Annotated in this window: 20 protein-coding genes; 15 read left to right on the top strand and 5 right to left on the bottom strand. The window is 62.3% G+C overall.

Features of this window, described 5'->3' with window-relative positions:
- The first annotated feature begins 187 nt into the window (after positions 1-187).
- The 9 genes from glyQ (at position 188) to panD (ending at position 8,315) form a co-directional block, all read left to right on the top strand.
- Positions 188-1,117: a glycine--tRNA ligase subunit alpha gene (gene glyQ, locus GWK36_RS14425; protein WP_166272190.1), complete on the top strand. Its 930-nt coding sequence runs from the start codon at positions 188-190 to the stop codon at positions 1,115-1,117.
- The gene (glyS, locus tag GWK36_RS14420; RefSeq protein WP_166272188.1) at positions 1,104-3,179 is read left to right on the top strand and encodes a glycine--tRNA ligase subunit beta; all 2,076 of its coding nucleotides are present in this window, start codon (positions 1,104-1,106) and stop codon (positions 3,177-3,179) included. Before glyQ ends, glyS begins: the two co-directional genes overlap by 14 nt.
- A 43-nt stretch (positions 3,180-3,222) precedes the next feature.
- Complete coding sequence (gene gmhB / locus GWK36_RS14415; protein WP_166272186.1) at positions 3,223-3,780, top strand: D-glycero-beta-D-manno-heptose 1,7-bisphosphate 7-phosphatase; 558 nt, start codon at positions 3,223-3,225, stop codon at positions 3,778-3,780.
- Positions 3,777-4,541: a lysophospholipid acyltransferase family protein gene (locus GWK36_RS14410; RefSeq protein ID WP_246237596.1), complete on the top strand. Its 765-nt coding sequence runs from the start codon at positions 3,777-3,779 to the stop codon at positions 4,539-4,541. Before gmhB ends, GWK36_RS14410 begins: the two co-directional genes overlap by 4 nt.
- A 4-nt stretch (positions 4,542-4,545) precedes the next feature.
- Complete coding sequence (locus tag GWK36_RS14405; RefSeq protein WP_166272184.1) at positions 4,546-5,001, top strand: hypothetical protein; 456 nt, start codon at positions 4,546-4,548, stop codon at positions 4,999-5,001.
- A gap of 6 nt (positions 5,002-5,007) precedes the next feature.
- A complete protein-coding gene (locus GWK36_RS14400; RefSeq protein WP_166272183.1) occupies positions 5,008-5,691 on the top strand; it encodes an SOS response-associated peptidase in 684 nt (227 codons plus the stop codon).
- Positions 5,692-6,067: 376 nt separating this feature from the next.
- The gene (panB, locus tag GWK36_RS14395) at positions 6,068-6,871 is read left to right on the top strand and encodes a 3-methyl-2-oxobutanoate hydroxymethyltransferase (RefSeq protein ID WP_166272181.1); all 804 of its coding nucleotides are present in this window, start codon (positions 6,068-6,070) and stop codon (positions 6,869-6,871) included.
- Positions 6,872-6,931: 60 nt separating this feature from the next.
- Positions 6,932-7,807 carry a pantoate--beta-alanine ligase gene (gene panC / locus GWK36_RS14390; RefSeq protein ID WP_166272179.1) on the top strand — a complete coding sequence of 292 codons (876 nt, stop codon included), beginning with the start codon at positions 6,932-6,934 and terminating at the stop codon, positions 7,805-7,807.
- 127 nt (positions 7,808-7,934) lie between these two features.
- On the top strand, positions 7,935-8,315 hold the full coding sequence (gene panD / locus GWK36_RS14385) for an aspartate 1-decarboxylase (protein ID WP_166272177.1): 381 nt from the start codon (positions 7,935-7,937) through the stop codon (positions 8,313-8,315).
- Between the two features lie 10 nt (positions 8,316-8,325).
- Here panD and glgA read toward each other — a convergent pair whose 3' ends face one another.
- From glgA to GWK36_RS16205, 3 genes are read right to left on the bottom strand one after another with little or no spacing between them, the layout of a single operon-like run.
- Positions 8,326-9,846, bottom strand: coding sequence for a glycogen synthase GlgA (glgA, locus tag GWK36_RS14380; protein WP_166272175.1), 1,521 nt, complete (start codon positions 9,844-9,846; stop codon positions 8,326-8,328).
- A 29-nt stretch (positions 9,847-9,875) separates the two neighbouring features.
- The gene (locus GWK36_RS14375; RefSeq protein ID WP_425482765.1) at positions 9,876-10,565 is read right to left on the bottom strand and encodes a transposase; all 690 of its coding nucleotides are present in this window, start codon (positions 10,563-10,565) and stop codon (positions 9,876-9,878) included.
- Between the two features lie 7 nt (positions 10,566-10,572).
- Positions 10,573-10,722 (bottom strand): hypothetical protein, encoded by a 150-nt coding sequence (locus GWK36_RS16205; protein WP_425482764.1) that lies wholly within the window; start codon positions 10,720-10,722, stop codon positions 10,573-10,575.
- Between the two features lie 133 nt (positions 10,723-10,855).
- Here GWK36_RS16205 and zwf point away from each other — a divergent pair, with 133 nt between their 5' ends.
- The 3 genes from zwf (at position 10,856) to GWK36_RS14360 (ending at position 14,628) form a co-directional block, all read left to right on the top strand.
- On the top strand, positions 10,856-12,325 hold the full coding sequence (gene zwf, locus GWK36_RS14370; protein ID WP_166272173.1) for a glucose-6-phosphate dehydrogenase: 1,470 nt from the start codon (positions 10,856-10,858) through the stop codon (positions 12,323-12,325).
- Between the two features lie 115 nt (positions 12,326-12,440).
- Positions 12,441-14,132, top strand: a complete 1,692-nt coding sequence (locus GWK36_RS14365; RefSeq protein WP_166272171.1) for a SulP family inorganic anion transporter — start codon at positions 12,441-12,443, stop codon at positions 14,130-14,132.
- 157 nt (positions 14,133-14,289) lie between these two features.
- Complete coding sequence (locus GWK36_RS14360) at positions 14,290-14,628, top strand: RuBisCO small subunit-like domain-containing protein (protein WP_246237595.1); 339 nt, start codon at positions 14,290-14,292, stop codon at positions 14,626-14,628.
- 21 nt (positions 14,629-14,649) lie between these two features.
- On the opposite strand, the gene GWK36_RS14355 is transcribed toward GWK36_RS14360, so the two are convergent.
- Complete coding sequence (locus GWK36_RS14355; RefSeq protein WP_425482763.1) at positions 14,650-15,339, bottom strand: transposase; 690 nt, start codon at positions 15,337-15,339, stop codon at positions 14,650-14,652.
- Complete coding sequence (locus tag GWK36_RS16200) at positions 15,332-15,496, bottom strand: hypothetical protein (RefSeq protein ID WP_166270463.1); 165 nt, start codon at positions 15,494-15,496, stop codon at positions 15,332-15,334. Before GWK36_RS16200 ends, GWK36_RS14355 begins: the two co-directional genes overlap by 8 nt.
- Before the next feature lie 222 nt (positions 15,497-15,718).
- Here GWK36_RS16200 and GWK36_RS14350 point away from each other — a divergent pair, with 222 nt between their 5' ends.
- The 3 genes from GWK36_RS14350 to GWK36_RS14340 all read left to right on the top strand — a co-directional run bounded on the left by GWK36_RS14350 (position 15,719) and on the right by GWK36_RS14340 (position 19,718).
- Positions 15,719-17,134, top strand: coding sequence for a form I ribulose bisphosphate carboxylase large subunit (locus tag GWK36_RS14350; protein WP_166272167.1), 1,416 nt, complete (start codon positions 15,719-15,721; stop codon positions 17,132-17,134).
- Between the two features lie 41 nt (positions 17,135-17,175).
- On the top strand, positions 17,176-17,517 hold the full coding sequence (locus tag GWK36_RS14345) for a ribulose bisphosphate carboxylase small subunit (RefSeq protein ID WP_166272165.1): 342 nt from the start codon (positions 17,176-17,178) through the stop codon (positions 17,515-17,517).
- 68 nt (positions 17,518-17,585) lie between these two features.
- Positions 17,586-19,718, top strand: a complete 2,133-nt coding sequence (locus GWK36_RS14340; RefSeq protein WP_166272163.1) for an alpha-carboxysome scaffolding protein CsoS2 — start codon at positions 17,586-17,588, stop codon at positions 19,716-19,718.
- Positions 19,719-19,724: the final 6 nt, after the last annotated feature.

The following is a 19,724-nucleotide window of genomic DNA, read 5'->3' as shown; positions in this document are numbered from 1 at the left end:
GCGCATCCGTGCCGATCGCAAAGGGGATCTTTGCCCGTTATCCGGGCATCGAGCAGTTGCTGATCTTCGGCTCAAGGGCCAGGATCTTGGATGCAAATTGGATATTTTAAGGCGATCGCTGCCTGCCCTAGATCGGACAAGCGGTTTATACTACGTTATTTTCGTCGAACCCCCAGAGGAGTCCGACTTGAGCCGTCAACCCGAGGACCTTTCGACCTTTCAGGGTCTGATCTTTGCCCTTGAGCGCTATTGGGCGGATCAGGGCTGTGTCATCGTCCAGCCCCTGGACATGGAGGTCGGCGCCGGCACCTTTCATCCGGCAACCTTTTTGCGCGCCATCGGGCCCGAACCCTGGTATTGCGCCTATGTCCAGCCCTCACGCCGCCCGACCGATGGGCGCTATGGCGAAAATCCCAACCGTCTCCAGCACTATTACCAATATCAGGTGGTGCTGAAGCCATCACCTGCAGACATTCAAGAGCGCTATCTCGGCTCGCTCAAGGCGTTGGGGATCGATCCTTTGGTCCATGACATCCGCTTCGTCGAGGACAATTGGGAGTCGCCTACACTCGGCGCCTGGGGCTTGGGCTGGGAGGTCTGGCTCAACGGCATGGAGGTGACACAGTTTACCTATTTCCAGCAGGTCGGCGGTCTCGACTGCCGCCCGGTCACCGGCGAGATCACCTATGGGCTGGAGCGCATCGCCATATATCTCCAGGGGGTGGAGAGCGTCTTCGATCTCGTCTGGAGCCGCTCGCCATTCGGCACCGTGACCTATGGCGATGTCTATCACCAAAACGAAGTGGAGCAGTCGGCCTATAACTTCGAGTTCGCCGATGTCGAGTCGCTTTTTGCTGCGTTCGCTACCTATGAGCGGCTGTGCAATGAATTGATCGCCCGCGAGTTGCCTCTGCCGGCCTATGAACAGGTCCTCAAGGCCTCGCATACCTTCAACCTGCTCGATGCCCGCGGTGCACTCTCGGTCACTGAGCGCCAGCGCTTCATCCTGGGGGTGCGGGCGCTCGCGCGCGCCGTCGCCCAATGCTATTACGCCAAACGCGAGGCGCTTGGCTTTCCCATGCTGCGCGCACAAGGAGGATCCCATGGCAACGGCTGACTTACTCGTCGAGATCGGCACCGAGGAGCTGCCCCCGCGCGCACTTTTGGGCCTTAGCAACGCCTTTGCCGATGCTCTAAGCGCCCAGCTTGCCGAACAAGGACTCTCCTTTGCCGAGATCGAGCCGTTCGCGGCCCCGCGGCGCCTGGCCCTCTTGGTGCGTCAGTTGGCGACCCGCCAGCCGAACCAGGAGAGCGTTCGTCGCGGCCCAGCGGTCAAGGCAGCATTCGATACCGAGGGTCGCCCGACCCAGGCCCTGCTGGGGTTCGCCCGCTCCTGCGGTGTCGAGATCGAGGCGCTTGCCCGCGAGGAGACGCCGAAGGGTGCCTGGTTCGTCTATCGCCAGTACGTCCCCGGTCGCCCGACCGCTGAGCTCATCCCTGCCCTGGTCGAAACGGCGCTTGCCGAGCTTCCGATCCCCAAGCGCATGCGCTGGGGGGATGGCGATGCATCCTTCGTGCGTCCGGTGCATTGGGTGTGTTTGATGCTGGGCCCTGAGCCCATCCCTGGCCAGGTCCTGGGGATCGCCGCCGAACCCAAGACCTACGGCCATCGCTTCCATCATCCCGAGCCCATCAGTCTCAACGAGGCCGCCGAGTATCCGGAGCGTCTGCGCCGCGAGGGGTCCGTCGAGCCTTCCTTTGCCAAGCGGCGCGCTTGGATCAGGGAACAGGTCGAGGCGCTGGCAGTAGGTGAGAGGCTTCGGGCGCGCATCGACCCCGAGCTACTCGATGAGGTGACCGCCCTGGTCGAGTGGCCGCAGGCGATCCTGTGCCGGTTCGATGAGCGCTTCCTCGAGCTTCCCCCTGAGGTCCTGATCGCGACCATGCAGCACCACCAGCGCTATTTCCCGCTTGAGGACCCGCAGGGGTGCTTGCAAGCGCGCTTCATCGCCATCGCCAATCTCCAAAGCCGCAACCCAGATCAGATCCGCCAGGGCAACGAGCGGGTGATTCGTCCGCGTTTTGCGGATGCCGCCTTCTTTTGGGCACAAGACCTCAAGCAACCCCTGGCCTCGTTTGCCCCGTGTCTGGAGTCGGCGGTCTTTCAGGACAGGCTCGGCACCCAGGCCGAGCGGTGTCGGCGACTCGCCCGCCTCGGGCGGCGGCTGGCGCCGGCGGTGGGGGTCGATCCGGCGCTCGCCGAGCGGTCCGCACTGTTGTCTAAGTGCGACCTGGTGAGCGCCATGGTCTATGAGTTCCCTGAGCTTCAGGGGATCATGGGGCGCTATTATGCCGAGCGCTCGGGCGAGGACCCTTGCGTCAGCGCCGCGATCGAAGAGCACTATCGCCCGCGTTTCGCCGGCGATGCCCTGCCTAAAGGGCCCTGCGGATTGGCGCTTGCGCTTGCTGACCGACTGGATACCTTGGTAGGGATCTTCGGGATCGGCCTGCGTCCGACCGGCACCAAGGACCCCTATGGCCTAAGGCGTGCAGCGATCGCGGTGCTGCGCATCCTCATCGAGACCCCACTGGACCTCGACCTGTGGGCATTGATCGATGGGGCCGCTGAGGGATTCCCCCCGGGTCTCTTGGCCGAGGATACGCGCACCGCGGTCCTGGAATATCTCTTAGAGCGACTCAGGGGGCTTTATGCTGAGCGCGGGGTAGCGGCGGATACGGTCGATGCGGTGCTTGCAGTGGGCGCGACCAACCCCTGGGACCTGGATCGGCGGGTCCTGGCCGTGACCCAGTTCCGCCGGTTGCCTGCCGCAGATGCCCTAAGCCAGGCCAATAAACGCATCCGCAACATCCTCGCCAAGGCCGATCCTCAAGACAGCGATAAAGCCGAGCCCGATCTCGATCTGTTTGTGGAAACCGCCGAGCAGCGCCTGGCCGAGCGGGTCCAATCCCTCAAGTCGCAGATCGCGCCCCTGGTGGCGGCGCGCGACTATGTCGCCGTCCTGGAGACCCTGGCCGAGCTACATGAGGACGTCGATGCCTTCTTCGATGAGGTCTTAGTCATGGCCGAGAGCCTAGAACTGAGGCGCAACCGTTTGCGATTGCTCAAGGGGCTCGCGGATCTGTTCCTTGAGGTCGCCGATATCTCAAGGCTCCAGTAGGGTGCAGATAGCGCGCGCAACCCAACCCCCTCTCCGAACCTACATGACCAGCCGGCTCGTTATCCTCGACCGCGACGGGGTGATCAACCAGGACGCGGATGACTATATCAAGTCACCCGAGGAGTGGGTCCCGATCCCAGGTAGCATCGAGGCGATCGCGCGCCTGACCCATGCCGGGTTTCGGGTGGCGGTGGCGACCAATCAATCGGGTCTGGCGCGCGGTCTATTTGGCATCGAGGCCCTGAACACCATCCATCAGCGGCTGCGCGATCAGGTAGAGCTCCATGGCGGGCGGATCGAGATGATCGCCTTTTGTCCGCATGGTCCAGAGGACGATTGCCCCTGCCGCAAGCCGCGCCCAGGGTTGCTCTTGGCGATCGCCAAGCGCTTTGGAGTGGACCTGGCGGGCATACCCTATATCGGTGATTCACTGAGCGATCTCCAGGCAGCGCGCGCCGCCGGCGCCCAGCCCTGGCTGGTGCGCTCGGGCAAGGGTGAGCGCACCCTCAAGGCCCTTTCCCCAGATGAGCGCGAGGGGCTTGTCATCCATCCCGATCTCGCCCTCGCTGCCCAGGCGCTCATCGCTGGAATCAGCCCATGATGCTCTTATTGCGTTCCCTCGTCTTATTGCGTTCCCTCGCCTTTCAGCTCCTGTTGATCGGCTCGAGCATTGTCTATGCCCTGGCGATCCTGGTGTTCACCCGACACAAGTTCGCCCTCGCCCAGTCCTGGGCGCGTTTCAATCTGCAGATGCTCAAGCGACTGTGCCATCTGGATTATCGGGTACAGGGCCTGGAGCGGCTCCCTGCCGACAATGCGATCGTGCTCTGTAAGCATCAGTCGGCCTGGGAGATCCTGGCGCTGCGGGCGCTTTTGCCACCTAGACAATGCTGGGTACTCAAGCAAGAGCTATTGCGTATCCCGATCTTTGGTCCGGCACTCGCATGTCTCGATCCCATCCCGATCGATCGCGCGGCAGCAAGGCGTGAACTCATGCACCTCTTACGCGCCGGCACCGAACGTCTAGGGCAGGGGTATTGGCTGATCGTCTTCCCCGAGGGGACTCGGGTCGCGCCCGGGGCAAAAGGGACCTATAGCATCGGCGGTGCCTTGCTTGCCGAACGCACGGGTTATCCGGTGGTCCCCGTCGTCCATAATGCGGGGACATTTTGGGGTCGGCGCAGCCTGATCAAGCGACCGGGGACCATCGAGCTGGTCTTTGGACAGCCGATTGCCACCCAAGGACGTAAGGCCGCCGAGATCAATGCCGAAACCGAGCGCTGGATCGAGGAGCGCCTAGAGATAATCGTCTCCCACCCATCACTGCAACCGAAGGCCGGTAAGATTCAGACAAAGGGTTAAACCCATGAAGATCGGCTCGCGTCTCCTGCTAGGTGCGATCGCTCTGGCCATCCTCTGCCTAGCGATCCTATGGCTTACCTTTGACCAGGCCGCTCGAGATCTCCAGAGGCGCCTCGATCAGATCGCCGCCCGGCTTCAGGTCGGCCGCTCGCCATTCATCCTTTCTCTGCCGGATCGGGGGGGCGTCTTCATCTTGTTCAGACAGGGGGACATCGGGCCGAGCTGTGCCGAGCTGATCATTAAGGATGGACAGGTGCGCCTGGCCCGCATCGCCGGTGAGCCCATCGCGCTTTCCTTTGCCCAGGGGATCGACCTCGGTCGTTGGGATCAGGCGCTCGCCGCCTGCGACCGGATGAGCATTGGGCTCACGGCACAAACTGGCTGGATGAAGGGTGAGCTGCGTCTGAGCTACCAAGCAGGTCGGATCACCCATATCGATCCCGCCTATCTCTGGGATTGAACGCCTATGTGCGGGCGCCTAGCGCAATACCGCCCCGCCGCTGAGCTTGCCGCCCAATTCAATGCCAAGTTGGTGGGAGAACCGCCGCCCCCGCGCTATAACCTGGCGCCGCGGCATTGGGTCTTGGCCGTGCGCCTCGATCCTCAAGGTGAGCGCGAGCTGGTACGCCTGTATTGGGGCTTGATCCCCCCCTGGGCCAAAGGGCGCAGTTTCGGCGATCGCACCTTCAACGCCCGCGCCGAGACGGTCGCAGTCAAACCCAGCTTTCGCGCTGCCTTTAGACAGAGGCGCTGTCTGATCCCTGTCGATGGATTCTATGAATGGCAAAAGACGCCGACCGGCAAACAGCCCTATTTCATTGCCCGCCGGGACGGTCAGCCCCTGGCATTGGCCGGGCTTTGGGAGCGCTGGGCCGATCCAGACAGCGGCGAGGCCCTGGAGAGCATGACCATCATCGTCACTGAAGCTCATGAGCGCCTGTGCCCTATCCATGACCGCATGCCGGTGATCCTCGACCTGCGCGACCATGACCTCTGGCTGGCGCAGCATTCACTGTCTGCCGAAGCCTCCCGCTGGTTGTGTGCTTCCTCCCTTGTAGACCCAGTGCAGGCCCAGCCGGTCAGCCCTCGGGTCAATCGGGCGGATGCAGACGATCCCAGCCTGATCCAACCTATCACCCAGCTTGAATGAGCAGCCTCAGAGCCAGAGACGATGCGGCCAAATATCGGGATTCGGGCCCCCGGTGTGAAATGATTGAGGTCGGGATCGAGTTCTCCAAGAGCCGGCGGCAGATTGCCGGCTGGGCAGTGGCAGACGGCGGTGCGGTTTGGCATGGTTTGGGACCTGAGTCAGCGATTCCCCAGGGCGTTGGCCTGGTTACCCGTCTGCGCTTAATCTATAGCGTCACGTCATCCACCCGGGTAGATGGCATGGAGGCGTTGATCAATTCGCGACAATACACCCAGCGCTTTTGTCTCTCACCAATGTGTCTGGATTCCAGTCTTCCCCGGAATCAGGATCACGGCATGATTGGCATTATTTCGGTGTATCCCTAAAAGGCATGAGCATGTCCGCTGCCCCTATCACCATTGCCAGCCTGTCCGTCATGAAGTCGCGCGGCGAGCGGATTGCATGCCTGACCTGTTATGACGCCTCCTTTGCCCATCTACTCGATCGGGTGGGGGTGGATGTCTTGCTGGTCGGCGATTCATTGGGGATGGTGATCCAGGGGCATGCGACCACCCTCCCTGTGACCTTGGAACAGATGATCTATCACAGCGCCGCGGTGGCACGCGGGCGTAAACGTGCCCTTTTGGTTGCCGATCTGCCCTTCATGACCTATGCCACACCGGAGCAGGCGATCGCCAGTGCCGCCCGTCTCATGCAAGAGGGTGGGGCAGAGGTGATCAAACTGGAGGGCGGCGCGCCCATGGTCGAGACCGTGCGCCGGATGTCTGAGCTCGGCATCCCCGTTTGCGCCCATCTCGGGCTCTTGCCCCAATCGGTCAACCGTCTGGGCGGGTATCGCTTCCAGGGTCGCGATCCGGATTCAGCCGAACGGATTCGGCAAGAGGCGCAGGCGATGGAAGAGGCAGGCGCGGTGCTTATGGTGCTGGAATGCGTGCCGGCGGCCTTGGCGCGTACGATCAGCGAGTCCCTGAAGATCCCAGTGATCGGTATCGGCGCCGGTCCAGACTGTGACGGGCAGGTATTGGTGCTCTATGACATGCTGGGGCTTCATCCAGGTAAGCCGCCGCGTTTCAGCCGTGATTTTATGGCCGGCGGTGGCGAGATCGGCGAGGCGGTTGCGGCCTATGTCGCCGCCGTGCGCACAGGTCAATTTCCCTCCCCTGCCGAGACCCCCTATTGATCCTTTTTGATCTGGGTACCCTGCCCCGATCGATCGGCTTTATTTGAGGCGCAATCCGCGATGTCCGAGATCCAGATCCCCCCTCAGCCATTCATCGAGATCGAAGACCCCCAGGACCTGCGCCGGCAGATCGCTGTCTGGCGCAATCGCGGCGAGCGCATAGCCTTTGTGCCCACCATGGGCAACCTACATGCCGGGCACCTGAGCCTAGTTGCGACGGGTCGCCTCCATGCCGAGCGGGTCGTCGTCAGCATCTTCGTCAATCCCATGCAGTTCGGGCCCAAGGAGGACCTCGATGCCTATCCGCGTACCCTGGAGGCCGACCGCCAGGTGCTCGCTCAGGTCGGCTGTGACCTGCTATTCGTCCCCAGCGTTCGGACCCTCTACCCACGCGGTCTCGCCGCCCAAACTCGGGTCGAGGTGCCCGGGCTTTCTGACATCCTCTGTGGCGCCAGCCGCCCAGGTCACTTCGTCGGGGTGGCAACCGTGGTCTGTAAGCTGTTCAATCTGGTCCAGCCGGATGTCGCCCTCTTTGGAGAAAAGGACTTCCAGCAGCTTCTGATCATCCGGCGGATGGTCGAGGATTTGGCGATCCCCATCGCGATCATCGGGATGCCGACAATACGCGAAGCCGATGGGTTGGCGATGAGCTCGCGCAATCATTACCTCACACCAGAGGAGCGGGCGCGCGCACCGGCTCTGTATCGCGTGCTCAATGAGGTCGCAACCGCCTTGCGTTCCGGTCAGCCGCTTGCAGAGGCCGAGGGGGCGGGGTTGGAATCGCTGAAGGCCGCCGGTTTCAGGCCGGATTATCTCAGCGTGCGCTGCGCCGAGGACCTTACCCCCCCCGGTCCAGGGAATCGCGATCTGGTGATCCTGGTCGCGGCCTATCTCGGCCGGGCGCGGCTCATTGACAATCTGCGCGTCTGCCTGTGAGCGGGTCCACCGATCCACGCATGCTGCATTGCAACAAGACACGCTCCCGCTGGGCCAAAACTACAATACAATATGCCGCAAAGATGAAGGCAACCCGGCTAGAGTAGCCGGTAAGAGGATCAATCCGATGTATCTAACCTTGCTGAAATGCAAGCTCCATCGCGCGCGGGTCACCCATGCCGAGCTCGACTATGAAGGCTCATGCGCCATCGACGAGGAGCTGCTCAAGGCGGCGGGTATCCGCGAATATGAGCAGATCCAGATCTATAACGTGACCAATGGTGAGCGCTTCACGACCTATGCCATCCGCGCCCAGGCCGGCTCCGGCATCATCTCGGTCAACGGTGCAGCGGCGCACAAGGCCGCCCCAGGCGACTGCGTGATCATCTGCGCCTATGCCGGCATGACCGAGACCGAGGCGGCGTTGTTCAAGCCCAGGCTCATCTATCTCGACGAGCGCAATCGCATCGTCCGCACTGGCGATGCCATCCCCATCCAGGCCGCCTGAGCCAAACAGGCTAAATAGGGGGAGGGCCGAGCCGGTCGGCAAGTGCCTCATGATAGAGCGCCAGATACCGCTGGGCGCTCTGGGTCCAACTGAAGTCCTGCGCCATCCCCGTCAGTGCGAGGCGGTGCCAGCTCTCAGGGTCCGTGCGATACAGCCGCCGTGCCTGATCGATGGCGGTAAATAGAGCCTCTGGGCGCGGCTCAGTAAAGACAAACCCCGTCGCCGTACCTGCGCTTAGATTGTCTTCAGTGGCCGACACCACGGTATCGGCCAGCCCGCCGGTGCGATGGACGATCGGCGGGGTGCCATAGCGCAGGCTGTAAAGCTGGTTGAGACCGCAGGGCTCAAACCGCGAGGGCATCAGAAAGGCATCGCAGCCGGCCTCGATCTGGTGGGAGAGCCGCTCGTCATAACCGATGAAGACCCCGACCTGGCGCGGATGGGCGGCGGCGAGATCGAGCAGGGCCTGCTCGAGATGCAGATCGCCCGCCGCCAAGATCAACACCTGGAGCAAGGGATCCCGGATGAGCTCGGGCAGAATGGCAATGATCAGGTCCACGCCCTTTTGTTCGACCAACCGCCCGATATAGCCGAGCGCAAAGGCCTCTTCATTGCGCGGCAGCCCGAGCGCACGCTGGATGGCGAGCTTGTTTTCGGCCTTGAGCGCAAAATTCTCGGCGTTATAAGGCTGGGCGATAAGCGGGTCGTGTGCGGGGTCCCAGATCCGGTCGTCGATCCCGTTGAGGATGCCGCAAAAGCGCCCCTTGAGCTCGCGCAACAGCCCATCGAGCCCGCAGCCAAAACGCGGGGTGCGCACCTCGTCGGCATAGGTCGGACTAACGGTGTTGACCCGCTCGGAGCAGAGGATACCGCCCTTGATGAATGACAGGCGCTGGTGAAACTCAAGCCCCGAGATGCTCCAGGCCGAGGGTGGGAGGCGCAGCCGGTCGAAGGTCGCGCGATCGAAGAGCCCTTGGTAGGCCAGGTTGTGGATGGTAAAGACGCGCGCCGGTGATATGGCCCCATCGTTCAACAACCAAGGGGCTAGCCCCGTTTGCCAGTCGTTGCCGTGAAAGAGATCCGGCTGCCAGTCGATCGGCCCCTGAGCGCGGGCGAGCAGGACAAGCGCGCAGCAGAAGAGCATGAAGCGATCGGCGTTGTCGCCCCAGTCGCGCCCCGTTGGATCTGAATAGGGGTTGCCCTCGCGTGCGAAATATTCAGGCGCATCGATGAGATAGACGAGTAGCTCGGCATCTGGATGCAGGCCCTCGACCAGCCTGATCTGGTTGCGGTAACCAGGGATGACGAGCGTCCCGCAGGGCCGCGGCTCGCGCACTTGGCGCATGGCCGAGGGATAGCCAGGCAACACGAGCCGCACATCCACCCCGAGACCGCGCAGGGCGATCGGCAAGCTGGCGGCGACATCAGCGAGCCCTCCGGTCTTAATCAAGGGATGTGCCTCACTGCTGGCAAAGAGGACCCGCAGGGGGCTGGCCTGGGGCGATAGCGGATGTGCGGATAAAGGCTCCATATTATGGATCCGAAACCAATGAACTTGTATTACGCGGCATCATGGAGCTTGGGATGCTGGAAGTAGCGCATGATGCGTTGGGGGGAATTGAGAAGGCGGCGCAGGTGGCTGACGGTCGCCTTCTTCAGATCGCCCTTGGCGCGGGAGGGCGCCTGCGCGGTGATGGTGGCCTTGAGCATCTCGTTGGGGTTCAGTGCTGGGCTGTAGGGGGGGAGGGAGGAGGCCTCGATTTGATTGGCGCATGCAGCCAGCCAGGCCTTGACCGGCTTGGTGTGATGCACGCGCAGGTTGTCGAGGATGAGGAAGATCTTCTTGCCCCTGGCGTCCTTGACGAGCCGCTTCATGAAGTCGATCAGGATGTCGGCGTTCATCGCCCCCGCGAACGCCTTCCAAGGCACCTTGCCGCGGTTGGTCAGCGTCGAGATCACCGACAGGCCTTCGCGACGGTGCGTGACGCGAATCTCGGACGTCTTGCCCACCTGCGGGCTTTGCTCATAGGCGCGCCGAATCGGTTTCTGGGGCGTCAATCCCCAGCGCGCCATGTACTTGCCCTCCCCCTGCGGCCTGAGCTCGATGCCAAAACGGTCGAGGATCAACTGCCGCACCGCCTGCCGGCTCCACAGCGCAAACGGCAGCTTCAGCTCATCCGGCGTCCCGTCGCACATGAGCTTGCGTATCTGGGCGTCCTGCTCCGCCAACAGCGCCCGCTTCTCACCCACCTTGCGCCTACCCCCCTTGTCCTTGGGCCCCTTCGCGCCCATAGCCTTTGCAGATGTCGAACACCCCTGCGCCCAACAATCCCCTCTGCGCGCCTATCGCTTCATACGTCCAGCTACGCCGCCGCTCTTCGCGCGCCGCAAACGACAGCAATCTCATGTCTCGTCTTTCCATGCCCACGACATCTGGACAGCTCACTCAATTTCAAAAGCATGTGTTTTTTATCAAGAATAAGGCGACCGTGTTTGAGCCCTCACCTTAGCACACTTGATCTGCCACGAGGACACCAGACATGCCAGACCCATGTACCCTATTGATCTTTGGCGCTACCGGCAATCTCGCCAGCCGCAAGCTCTTGCCTGCGCTCTATCACCTTGATGCCGCCGAACGCTTGCATCCGGATACGCGTATCCTGGGCTTTGGCCGCCGGGCCTGGTCGGATGAGGACTGGCGTAGGGAGGTCGCCGAGCGCTTACAAACGCAATTGGGCGGACGGTTGAATGGAGAGGTGCTGGGGCGCTTGAGCCAACGCCTGTATTTCGTGCCTGGCGACCTCGATCGCGCCGATGACTTTCGCTCGCTCGTTGCCAGGCTCAAGGGGGGCGAGGGTTTCCCACCCAACTTGGTCAGCTATCTGGCCGTTGCACCCCAATACTATGCGCCCATCGTCGATGCGCTGGCAGCACAAGGATTACAGCAAGAGGCGGATGGTTGGTCGCGGTTGGTGGTAGAAAAGCCCTTTGGCTTTGACCTGGAAAGTGCAAAGATCCTGGATCGGCAACTGCGGCGTCACTTCGGCGAGGATCAGATCTATCGCATCGATCATTATCTGGGCAAGGGCACGGTGCAAAACATCCTGGTCTTTCGCTTTGCCAATCTGCTGCTCGAGCCCCTGTGGAATCGCAACTATATCGATCATATCCAGATCACCCATGCCGAGGCCCAGGGAATCGAGCAGCGCGCCGGTTTCTACGATAGGGTTGGGGCCATGCGCGACATGATCCAGAGCCATCTGCTACAGGTATTGACCCTGATCGCCATGGAGCCGCCGCCAAGCCTGGATGCCGAGGCCCTGCGCGATGAAAAGGTCAAGGTCTTGCGCTCGATCCGCCCCATCGCCCGCGATGCGGTCCATGCCCAGGCCTTCCGCGCCCAATATGGCCCTGGGCGCTCGGGCGACCAAAGGCTGCCTGGTTATCTCGAAGAGATTGACGTGGCCGTCAAGAGCAGCACCGAAACCTATGCTGCCTTAAAGATCTATATCGACAACTGGCGCTGGCGCGGCGTGCCCTTTTATCTGCGCACTGGCAAACGCTTGGCGCGCAGCCAATCCCTGATCGCCATCCGTTTTCGCCACCCCCCGCAGCGCCTGTTTCAAGCCACCGCTATCGAGCGGCTTGAGCCCAATTGGCTGCTCCTCAACATCCAACCCAATGAGTGCATCCGTTTGGAGATCCAGACCAAGCCACCGGGCCTGGAGATGCGCACCCAGACCGAGCGCATGGACGCTGGGAGCTGTGCCCTGCCGCCCGAGCATATCGATGCCTATGAGGCCCTGATCTTGGATGTCATCGCTGGCGATCATAGCCATTTCCTGCGCTATGACGAGGTCGAATGGGCCTGGCGGATCATCGATCCGGTGCTCAAGCTCTGGGCCACCGAGCGCGACTTCATCTATACCTATCCTGCAGGCTCCTGGGGCCCGCCCGAGGCCAATCGGCTGTTCGACCGCGAGGATCAGGATTGGCGCAATGGGCTATGAGGAGACACACAGATCGATCGATTTAAATCTATCGATCCAATTAATATTATCTTTTTGCATCGATGGTGATTGGCCCTTTTAAATTAATTGAGATCAACTCAATCAGTGCCAATCTATGCGTGTCTTCAATGAGATCCGTTTCGATCACCTGCGCGGTGATCTCTTTGGTGGGGTCACAGCGGCGGTAGTGGCCCTCCCCATGGCCTTGGCCTTCGGCGTAGCTTCAGGGGCGGGTCCTGCTGCCGGCCTCTATGGGGCGATCCTTGTGGGTCTATTTGCCGCCATCTTCGGCAGCACTCCGACCCTGATCTCCGAACCGACCGGACCCATGACCGTGGTCATGACCGCAGTCATCACCAATCTGATCGCCGTTGATCCCGAACAGGGGCTTGCCATGGCCTTCACCGTGGTCATGATGGCGGGTATCCTGCAGATCCTCTTCGGGGCCCTGGGGCTCGGTAGATATGTGACCATGATGCCCTATACCGTGGTCTCGGGGTTCATGACGGGGATCGGTATGATTCTGATCATCCTGCAGCTTGGGCCCTTCCTCGGCCAGCCGACCCCTCCGGGCGGCGTCTTGGGGACGGTCAGCAACCTGCCGGGCCTGATCGAGCACCTTAAGCCCGTAGAATTCGGGCTTGCAGCCCTGACCCTGGTGTTGATCCTGCTTTATCCCAAGCGCCTGAAGCGCTATCTCCCGCCGCAGCTTTTGGCCCTGATCATCGGGACACTGGTCTCGGTCTTTTTCTTGAGCGACATGGACCTGCGGCGCATCGGTGAGATCCCAACAGGCTTACCTCAGCTCCAGATGCCGGTTTTCAGCCTCGAGCATTGGCGGCTGATGCTGCTCGATGCCCTGGTCCTCGCGGTGCTCGGCTGTATCGATGCCCTGCTGACCTCGGTGATCGCCGAGAGCCTCACCCGCAAGGAGCACGATTCCAATAAAGAATTGATCGGTCAGGGTCTGGGCAATCTGGCCTCGGGTCTGTTCGGCGGGATCGCGGGGGCAGGGGCGACCATGGGGACGGTGGTCAATATCCAGACCGGCGCCAAGACCGCGCTCTCCGGCATCACCCGCGCCCTGATCCTGCTCGTCGTGGTCCTCTGGGCCGCGGGCCTGACGGCCCAGATCCCGCTGGCGGTGCTGGCCGGGATCGCCTTCAAGGTGGGCCTGGACATCATCGATTGGTCGTTTTTAAAGCGCGCGCATCGCGTTTCCATCCGCGCCGCGCTCATCATGTATGCGGTGATCGGGCTTACGGTCTTTGTCGATTTGATCTGGGCGGTGGCGGTTGGGGTCTTCATCGCCAATGTTCTAACCATCGATCGGTTGAGCAGGCTCCAGAGCCGCTCATTGCGCGCCATCCAGCGTCCGGAGGACTTCGCCTCGCTGTCGCTCGATGAGCAGGCGGTGCTCGAACGCACTGGCGGGCGCATCCTGCTCTTTAAGTTCGGCGGTCCTCTGATCTTCGGCCTTGCCAAGGAGATCAGCCGCCAATATGCGGTCCTAGAGGGTCATGATGTGTTGATCCTAGACTTCAGCGAGGTACCTGCGGTCGGCGTATCCTCCGCCTTGACGATCGAACGGATGGTGCTTGAGGACCTAGCCGCGGGCCGGCAGGTGGTGATCTCTGGCGCTGAAGGGGATGTCAAACAGCGTCTCGAACAGCTCGGGTTGCTGTCCCGCCTGCCGCCTGAGCAGCTGGTGGCGACGACCCAGGAGGCGCTTGCTCGAGCCGAGGCGCTGTTGCAAATGCGTTCGGCGCCGGTGGCCGCCATGGCGACGGCATCGGCCTTAGCCTGAGTCCATCTCCATCGATTCCCCATCGACATTCGTCGATGGGGAACGCGCTTGATCTCAATTTCTGACTTTATCAATCAGGAACTATCTTGGCCCGTGATACCGGTGTGCAATCTTTCCGCACCGGTCCTGCTCAACCATGGCGCGCGAGGTGTTCCAAATGTTGGCCACAACCGTTGTTCAATCCCTACTCCCCATAACTGGGGCCGCTCAGTATCCCGCCGAGTCACGCATGCTCGCCCAGCTCGAGCATTGTCTGCATCGCGGCTGTGTGCTCGCCATCGAACACACCGCGCGAATCGAGCCGCGCACGGCCCAGTGGGAGCTGTGGGGTACCTCCAGTCTCTATGCGGGCGATCTTCAAGCCGTACATATCGAAATCGATCGCTGCCGCCAGGCACATTGCAATCATCACATCCGTTTATGCGTCGAGGATTGGCATTGGCGAAGTCGTCTGTCGGTCATAGTGTACCGCCCACATTCAACAGCGCTTTATTAATCCGAAACCAATGAACTTGTATTACGCGGCATCATGGAGCTTGGGATGCTGGAAGTAGCGCATGATGCGTTGGGGGGAATTGAGAAGGCGGCGCAGGTGGCTGACGGTCGCCTTCTTCAGATCGCCCTTGGCGCGGGAGGGCGCCTGCGCGGTGATGTTGGCCTTGAGCATCTCGTTGGGGTTCAGTGCCGGGCTGTAGGGGGGGAGGGAGGAGGCCTCGATTTGATTGGCGCATGCAGCCAGCCACGCCTTGACCGACTTGGTGTGATGCACGCGCAGGTTGTCGAGGATGAGGAAGATCTTCTTGCCCCTGGCGTCCTTGACGAGCCGCTTCATGAAGTCGATCAGGATGTCGGCGTTCATCGCCCCCGCGAACGCCTTCCAAGGCACCTTGCCGCGATTGGTCAGCGTCGAGATCACCGACAGGCCTTCGCGACGGTGCGTGACGCGAATCTCGGACGTCTTGCCCACCTGCGGGCTTTGCTCATAGGCGCGCCGAATCGGTTTCTGGGGCGTCAATCCCCAGCGCACCATGTACTTGCCTTCCCCCTGCGGCCTGAGCTCGATGCCAAAACGGTCGAGGATCAACTGCCGCACCGCCTGCCGGCTCCACAGCGCAAACGGCAGCTTCAGCTCATCCGGCGTCCCGTCGCACATGAGCTTGCGTATCTGGGCGTCCTGCTCCGCCAACAGCGCCCGCTTCTCACCCACCTTGCGCCCACCCCGCTTGTCCTTGGGCCCCTTCGCGCCCATAGCCTTTGCAGATGTCGAACACCCCTGCGCCCAACAATCCCCTCTGCGCGCCTATCGCTTCATACGTCCAGCCACGCCGCCGCTCTTCGCGCGCCGCAAACGACAGCAATCTCATGTCTCGTCTTTACCATGCCCACGACATCAGGACAGCTCACTCAATTTCAAAAGCATGTGTTTCTTATCAATAGTCCTAAAGCCGCTGGGTCGCCAAGGCAGATAGTCCCTTTTCATATATTTTTATCTATCTATTCCATTCATTGAATTGATTGGAATTGGGTGCTTAATTCCATCTATTGTCTTTGCAGCTTCAGGCCGTATCCATCGAACGGAGTAAATCATGAGCGCGAAGACCTATGACGCGGGCGTCAAAGACTACGCCCATACCTATTGGACCCCGGACTATGTCCCGCTGGATTCCGATCTCCTGGCCTGTTTCAAGGTGACATCCCAGCCCGGCGTGCCGCGCGAGGAGGCAGCCGCAGCCGTAGCCGCCGAATCCTCGACCGGTACCTGGACGACGGTCTGGTCGGATCTCTTGACCGATCTCGATTATTACAAGGGGCGTGCCTATCGGATCGAGGACGTGCCCGGGGACAAAGAGAGTTTCTATGCCTTCGTCGCCTATCCGCTCGATCTCTTCGAGGAGGGTTCCATCGTCAACGTGCTGACCTCGTTGGTCGGCAATGTCTTTGGGTTCAAGGCGGTGCGCGCCCTGCGCCTCGAGGACATCCGTTTCCCGCTCCATTATGTCAAGACCTGCGGTGGCCCGCCCAACGGCATCCAGGTCGAACGCGATCGGCTCGAGAAATACGGGCGCCCGCTCTTGGGTTGTACCATCAAGCCAAAGTTGGGGCTTTCTGCCAAGAACTATGGGCGCGCGGTCTATGAGGCCCTGCGCGGCGGTCTGGACTTCACCAAGGACGACGAGAACGTCAACTCTCAGCCATTCATGCGCTGGCAGAACCGTTTCGAGTTCGTCATGGAGGCGGTGCGCAAAGCCGAGCAAGAGACCGGCGAGCGCAAGGGCCATTATCTCAATGTCACCGCTCCGACCTGCGAGGAGATGTTCAAACGCGCCGAGTTCGCCAAGGAGCTGGGGTCGCGCATCATCATGCATGACTTTTTGACTGCGGGTTTTACCGCCAACACCAGCCTGGCCAACTGGTGTCGTGACAACGGCATGTTGCTGCACATCCATCGCGCCATGCATGCCGTGATCGACCGCAACCCTAAGCATGGCATCCATTTCCGGGTGCTGGCCAAGTGTCTGCGCCTCTCGGGTGGCGATCACCTGCACACCGGCACCGTGGTCGGCAAGCTCGAGGGTGACCGGCAATCCACCCTGGGCTTTGTCGATCTCCTGCGCGAGTCCTTTGTCCCTGAAGATCGCTCGCGTGGCGTCTTCTTCGATCAGGACTGGGGGGGGATGCCGGGGGTCATGGCCGTGGCCTCGGGTGGTATCCATGTCTGGCATGTGCCGGCGCTGCTGGCGATCTTCGGCGATGATGCGGTCTTCCAGTTCGGCGGCGGGACCCAAGGCCATCCCTGGGGTAATGCGGCGGGCGCTGCGGCCAACCGCGTGGCGCTCGAGGCCTGCGTCAAGGCGCGCAATGAAGGGGTCGAGGTCGAGAAGCATGCCCGCGAGATCCTAACCGAGGCCGCCCGTCACAGCCCAGAGCTGGGCGCCGCGATGGAGACCTGGAAGGAGATCAAGTTCGAGTTCGATGTCGTTGACAAGCTCGACGTCGCCTAATCCAGTGGACCCATGCATCACTTATACGGAGGCAGATCCCAATGAGCAGCCTGAACAGCCTAGGCGATCATGCGACCATCGCCCGCTATGAGACCTTTTCCTATCTCCCGCCACTGACGCGGGAAGAGATCCTCCAGCAGATCCTGTACATCATCGACAACGGCTGGAACCTCTCGCTCGAACACGAGCACCCAAGCAAGGGATTCGAGTATTACTGGCCGATGTGGAAGCTCCCCTTCTTTGGCGAGCAGGATCCGAATGTGATTATGGCCGAGATCGAGGCCTGCCGGCGTGCCTACCCGGATCATCATGTCCGGGTGGTGGGCTATGACACCTATGCCCAGACCAAGGGGCATTCCTTCATAGTGCACCGCGCCCGCTGAATGGTTGGCGAGGTCTCCCGGCGCCTGATAGAGGGCAAAACAGCGATCGAAGAGAGGCAGGCACGGACATGGCTGATCAACATACAGGCTTGACGGGGCGCGCGGCGGCGCAGGCCAAGCGGCGCGCCATCGCCAATGGCGGCAAGGCCGGCGGGCCGAGTGCGGCTCCGGCCCCTGCTGGTGCTGGGCGTAGGGCGGCAACACCTGCGCCCTCCACGACGACGGCACGCGCCCCGGACTTAGCGCCGGTATCCCGCGTCAGCCAGTCCCTCCCTGGAGGCGTTTTTCGTACGCTGCGGGTCGCCGAAGGTCGGCAGCGCTCGCTGGCGCGGCGTCAGGCCCTCACCCGTGGGCAGATAGGCGCAACGGCTGCGGCGCGTCCGGCGCGTCTGCGCCCGCGTCCGGAGAGGCGGGTCTCATCCAGACCTACTGCAGTGGATTCAGCGGCGGCGAGCTCGACGTTAGTCCAGACGGAGCAACGCCAGGTGGCGACGAGCGAGCGCTCCTCCCGCTTAAGCCGCAGCCGCACGGCCCAGGCCCTGATCCGCGCCCAGTCGCGTGGTAGGCTGGCCTCGATGGCGCGGCGGACGGCCTTGGCTGATCGTGGTAAGGTCGGGATTGAATCTGTGAGCGGGCGTTCGAGTGCGGCCGCAACCACTCAACTCCTGCGCAACGCGGGGGCAAGCTCGCGCGAGATCGCCAAGCGGGTGCGCGAGGAGCGCTGTGAACACGGTAAATGCGCCGATGCCGGCCCGCGTCCGACGGGACGGCTGCGTCCTGCCCGTCCTGGTGTACCGGCCAAGGTAGGACTGAGCGCCACCGCCACTGGCCAAACCATCACCGGTACCTTGGTCGGGCGTAGCCCCAAGACTACGGGCGATGAGGTCGGTGCCTGCCGTCAGATCACGGGGACCGAGTATCTGGGCGCCGAGATCTTTCAAGAGTTCTGTGGGGTCAAGCCAAACCCAGCACCTAATCGCCAGAGTGAGGCCGTGGTCACGGTTGGAGGACAGACGGTGACCGGCGATCAGGTCGGGCGCAGCGTCAAGGTGACGGGCGATGAGGCGGGTGCGGGGCGGGTGCTGACCGGTACCCCCTACACCGCCCCGGGGCCGGAGGGTGCCCCGTCCAAGGTCGGTCAGACCCAAACCCTCAGCGGGCGACAGGTCACTGGTACCCTGGTTGGGCGTATCCCGAGCATTACGGGTGTTGAGCCCGGCAGTTGCCAGCGGGTGACGGGGACCGAATATCTGGGCTTCGAACACTTCGCCTCCTTCTGCAAGACCCGCCCTGAGCCCAAGGGCGATCTCAAGGTCGGCGTCGATGCCACCTGGCGCGGTCAGACCGTGACCGGCACCTTGGTCGGGGGCTCGGCGCGCGTGACTGGCAATGAGCCTGGGCGCTGCGAAGTCGTGACCGGCACCGGCTATCTCGGGCCTAAGGAGGTCGCCGCTGAGTGCAGTCCGGACACGATTCAGGCGGTGTCAGAGCGCTTGCCTGCGGCCTGGTCCACGCCCGGGCATGCGATCAGTGGCATCCAGCCTGGGGTCGGCGGGGTGATGACTGGCGATCAAAAGGGCGCCTGTCAGCCGATCACCGGCACGCCCTATGTTGGAGGTGACGATTTTTTCGCCGCCTGCGGGGAGTCGCTCGCCGCGACCCCTGGTAGCGATGACTTCCCGCAGCCCCTGAACGGCGGTCAGTGGATCGGCTTCAGCATCACCACGCCGGCGCGTGCAGCCCAAGAGCAACGCGTGCGGCGCGCTGTGACTGGAACCCGTTATGACGAGGACCAGGGGCGGATCACCGGGCCATTTAATCTCGGCGGCGACCGGGTCACGGGCACTGAGTCCTTCCGCGCCAAACGCAGCGAGCAGCGCACCATGCCTGTCGCCGCTGAGGAGAAATCGGCGCCACCTGAGCCTGCGCGCCCGCGCATTACCGGTGAGGGGATGGATGCCGGTCCGCGGATCACCGGCGATGACTGGGCACGCAACGAGCGGGTGACCGGCACCGAGGGCTTATCAGCCCATAGCCGAAATCCGAGCATGCGCGGCGGGTCTATGACAGCATTCGCCGGCGCCCGGCTGTTCCGTAATGCCCAAGAGCGCGAGCGCACCTGGGGCGCACGGGTGACCGGAAGCACCGGCGGCACCGAGCGCGGCGCCCTGGTGACTCTCTCGGGTGGGGCAAGGGGCTGAGGGTAG

This window comes from Caldichromatium japonicum (genome assembly GCF_011290485.1).
In the GTDB taxonomy this organism is placed as follows: domain Bacteria; phylum Pseudomonadota; class Gammaproteobacteria; order Chromatiales; family Chromatiaceae; genus Thermochromatium; species Thermochromatium japonicum.
This window is presented reverse-complemented; position numbering and strand designations above follow the sequence as displayed.

Excerpts from the sequence above, each read along its gene's own strand:
- glyS (WP_166272188.1), top strand. The coding sequence starts at position 1,104 with ATGGCAACGGCTGACTTACTCGTCGAGATCGGCACCGAGGAGCTGCCC.
- gmhB (WP_166272186.1), top strand. The coding sequence starts at position 3,223 with ATGACCAGCCGGCTCGTTATCCTCGACCGCGACGGGGTGATCAACCAG.
- GWK36_RS14410 (WP_246237596.1), top strand. The coding sequence starts at position 3,777 with ATGATGCTCTTATTGCGTTCCCTCGTCTTATTGCGTTCCCTCGCCTTT.
- GWK36_RS14405 (WP_166272184.1), top strand. The coding sequence starts at position 4,546 with ATGAAGATCGGCTCGCGTCTCCTGCTAGGTGCGATCGCTCTGGCCATC.
- GWK36_RS14400 (WP_166272183.1), top strand. The coding sequence starts at position 5,008 with ATGTGCGGGCGCCTAGCGCAATACCGCCCCGCCGCTGAGCTTGCCGCC.
- panB (WP_166272181.1), top strand. The coding sequence starts at position 6,068 with ATGTCCGCTGCCCCTATCACCATTGCCAGCCTGTCCGTCATGAAGTCG.
- panC (WP_166272179.1), top strand. The coding sequence starts at position 6,932 with ATGTCCGAGATCCAGATCCCCCCTCAGCCATTCATCGAGATCGAAGAC.
- panD (WP_166272177.1), top strand. The coding sequence starts at position 7,935 with ATGTATCTAACCTTGCTGAAATGCAAGCTCCATCGCGCGCGGGTCACC.
- glgA (WP_166272175.1), bottom strand. The coding sequence starts at position 9,846 with ATGGAGCCTTTATCCGCACATCCGCTATCGCCCCAGGCCAGCCCCCTG.
- GWK36_RS16205 (WP_425482764.1), bottom strand. The coding sequence starts at position 10,722 with ATGAGATTGCTGTCGTTTGCGGCGCGCGAAGAGCGGCGGCGTAGCTGG.
- zwf (WP_166272173.1), top strand. The coding sequence starts at position 10,856 with ATGCCAGACCCATGTACCCTATTGATCTTTGGCGCTACCGGCAATCTC.
- GWK36_RS14365 (WP_166272171.1), top strand. The coding sequence starts at position 12,441 with ATGCGTGTCTTCAATGAGATCCGTTTCGATCACCTGCGCGGTGATCTC.
- GWK36_RS14360 (WP_246237595.1), top strand. The coding sequence starts at position 14,290 with ATGTTGGCCACAACCGTTGTTCAATCCCTACTCCCCATAACTGGGGCC.
- GWK36_RS16200 (WP_166270463.1), bottom strand. The coding sequence starts at position 15,496 with ATGAGATTGCTGTCGTTTGCGGCGCGCGAAGAGCGGCGGCGTGGCTGG.
- GWK36_RS14350 (WP_166272167.1), top strand. The coding sequence starts at position 15,719 with ATGAGCGCGAAGACCTATGACGCGGGCGTCAAAGACTACGCCCATACC.
- GWK36_RS14345 (WP_166272165.1), top strand. The coding sequence starts at position 17,176 with ATGAGCAGCCTGAACAGCCTAGGCGATCATGCGACCATCGCCCGCTAT.
- GWK36_RS14340 (WP_166272163.1), top strand. The coding sequence starts at position 17,586 with ATGGCTGATCAACATACAGGCTTGACGGGGCGCGCGGCGGCGCAGGCC.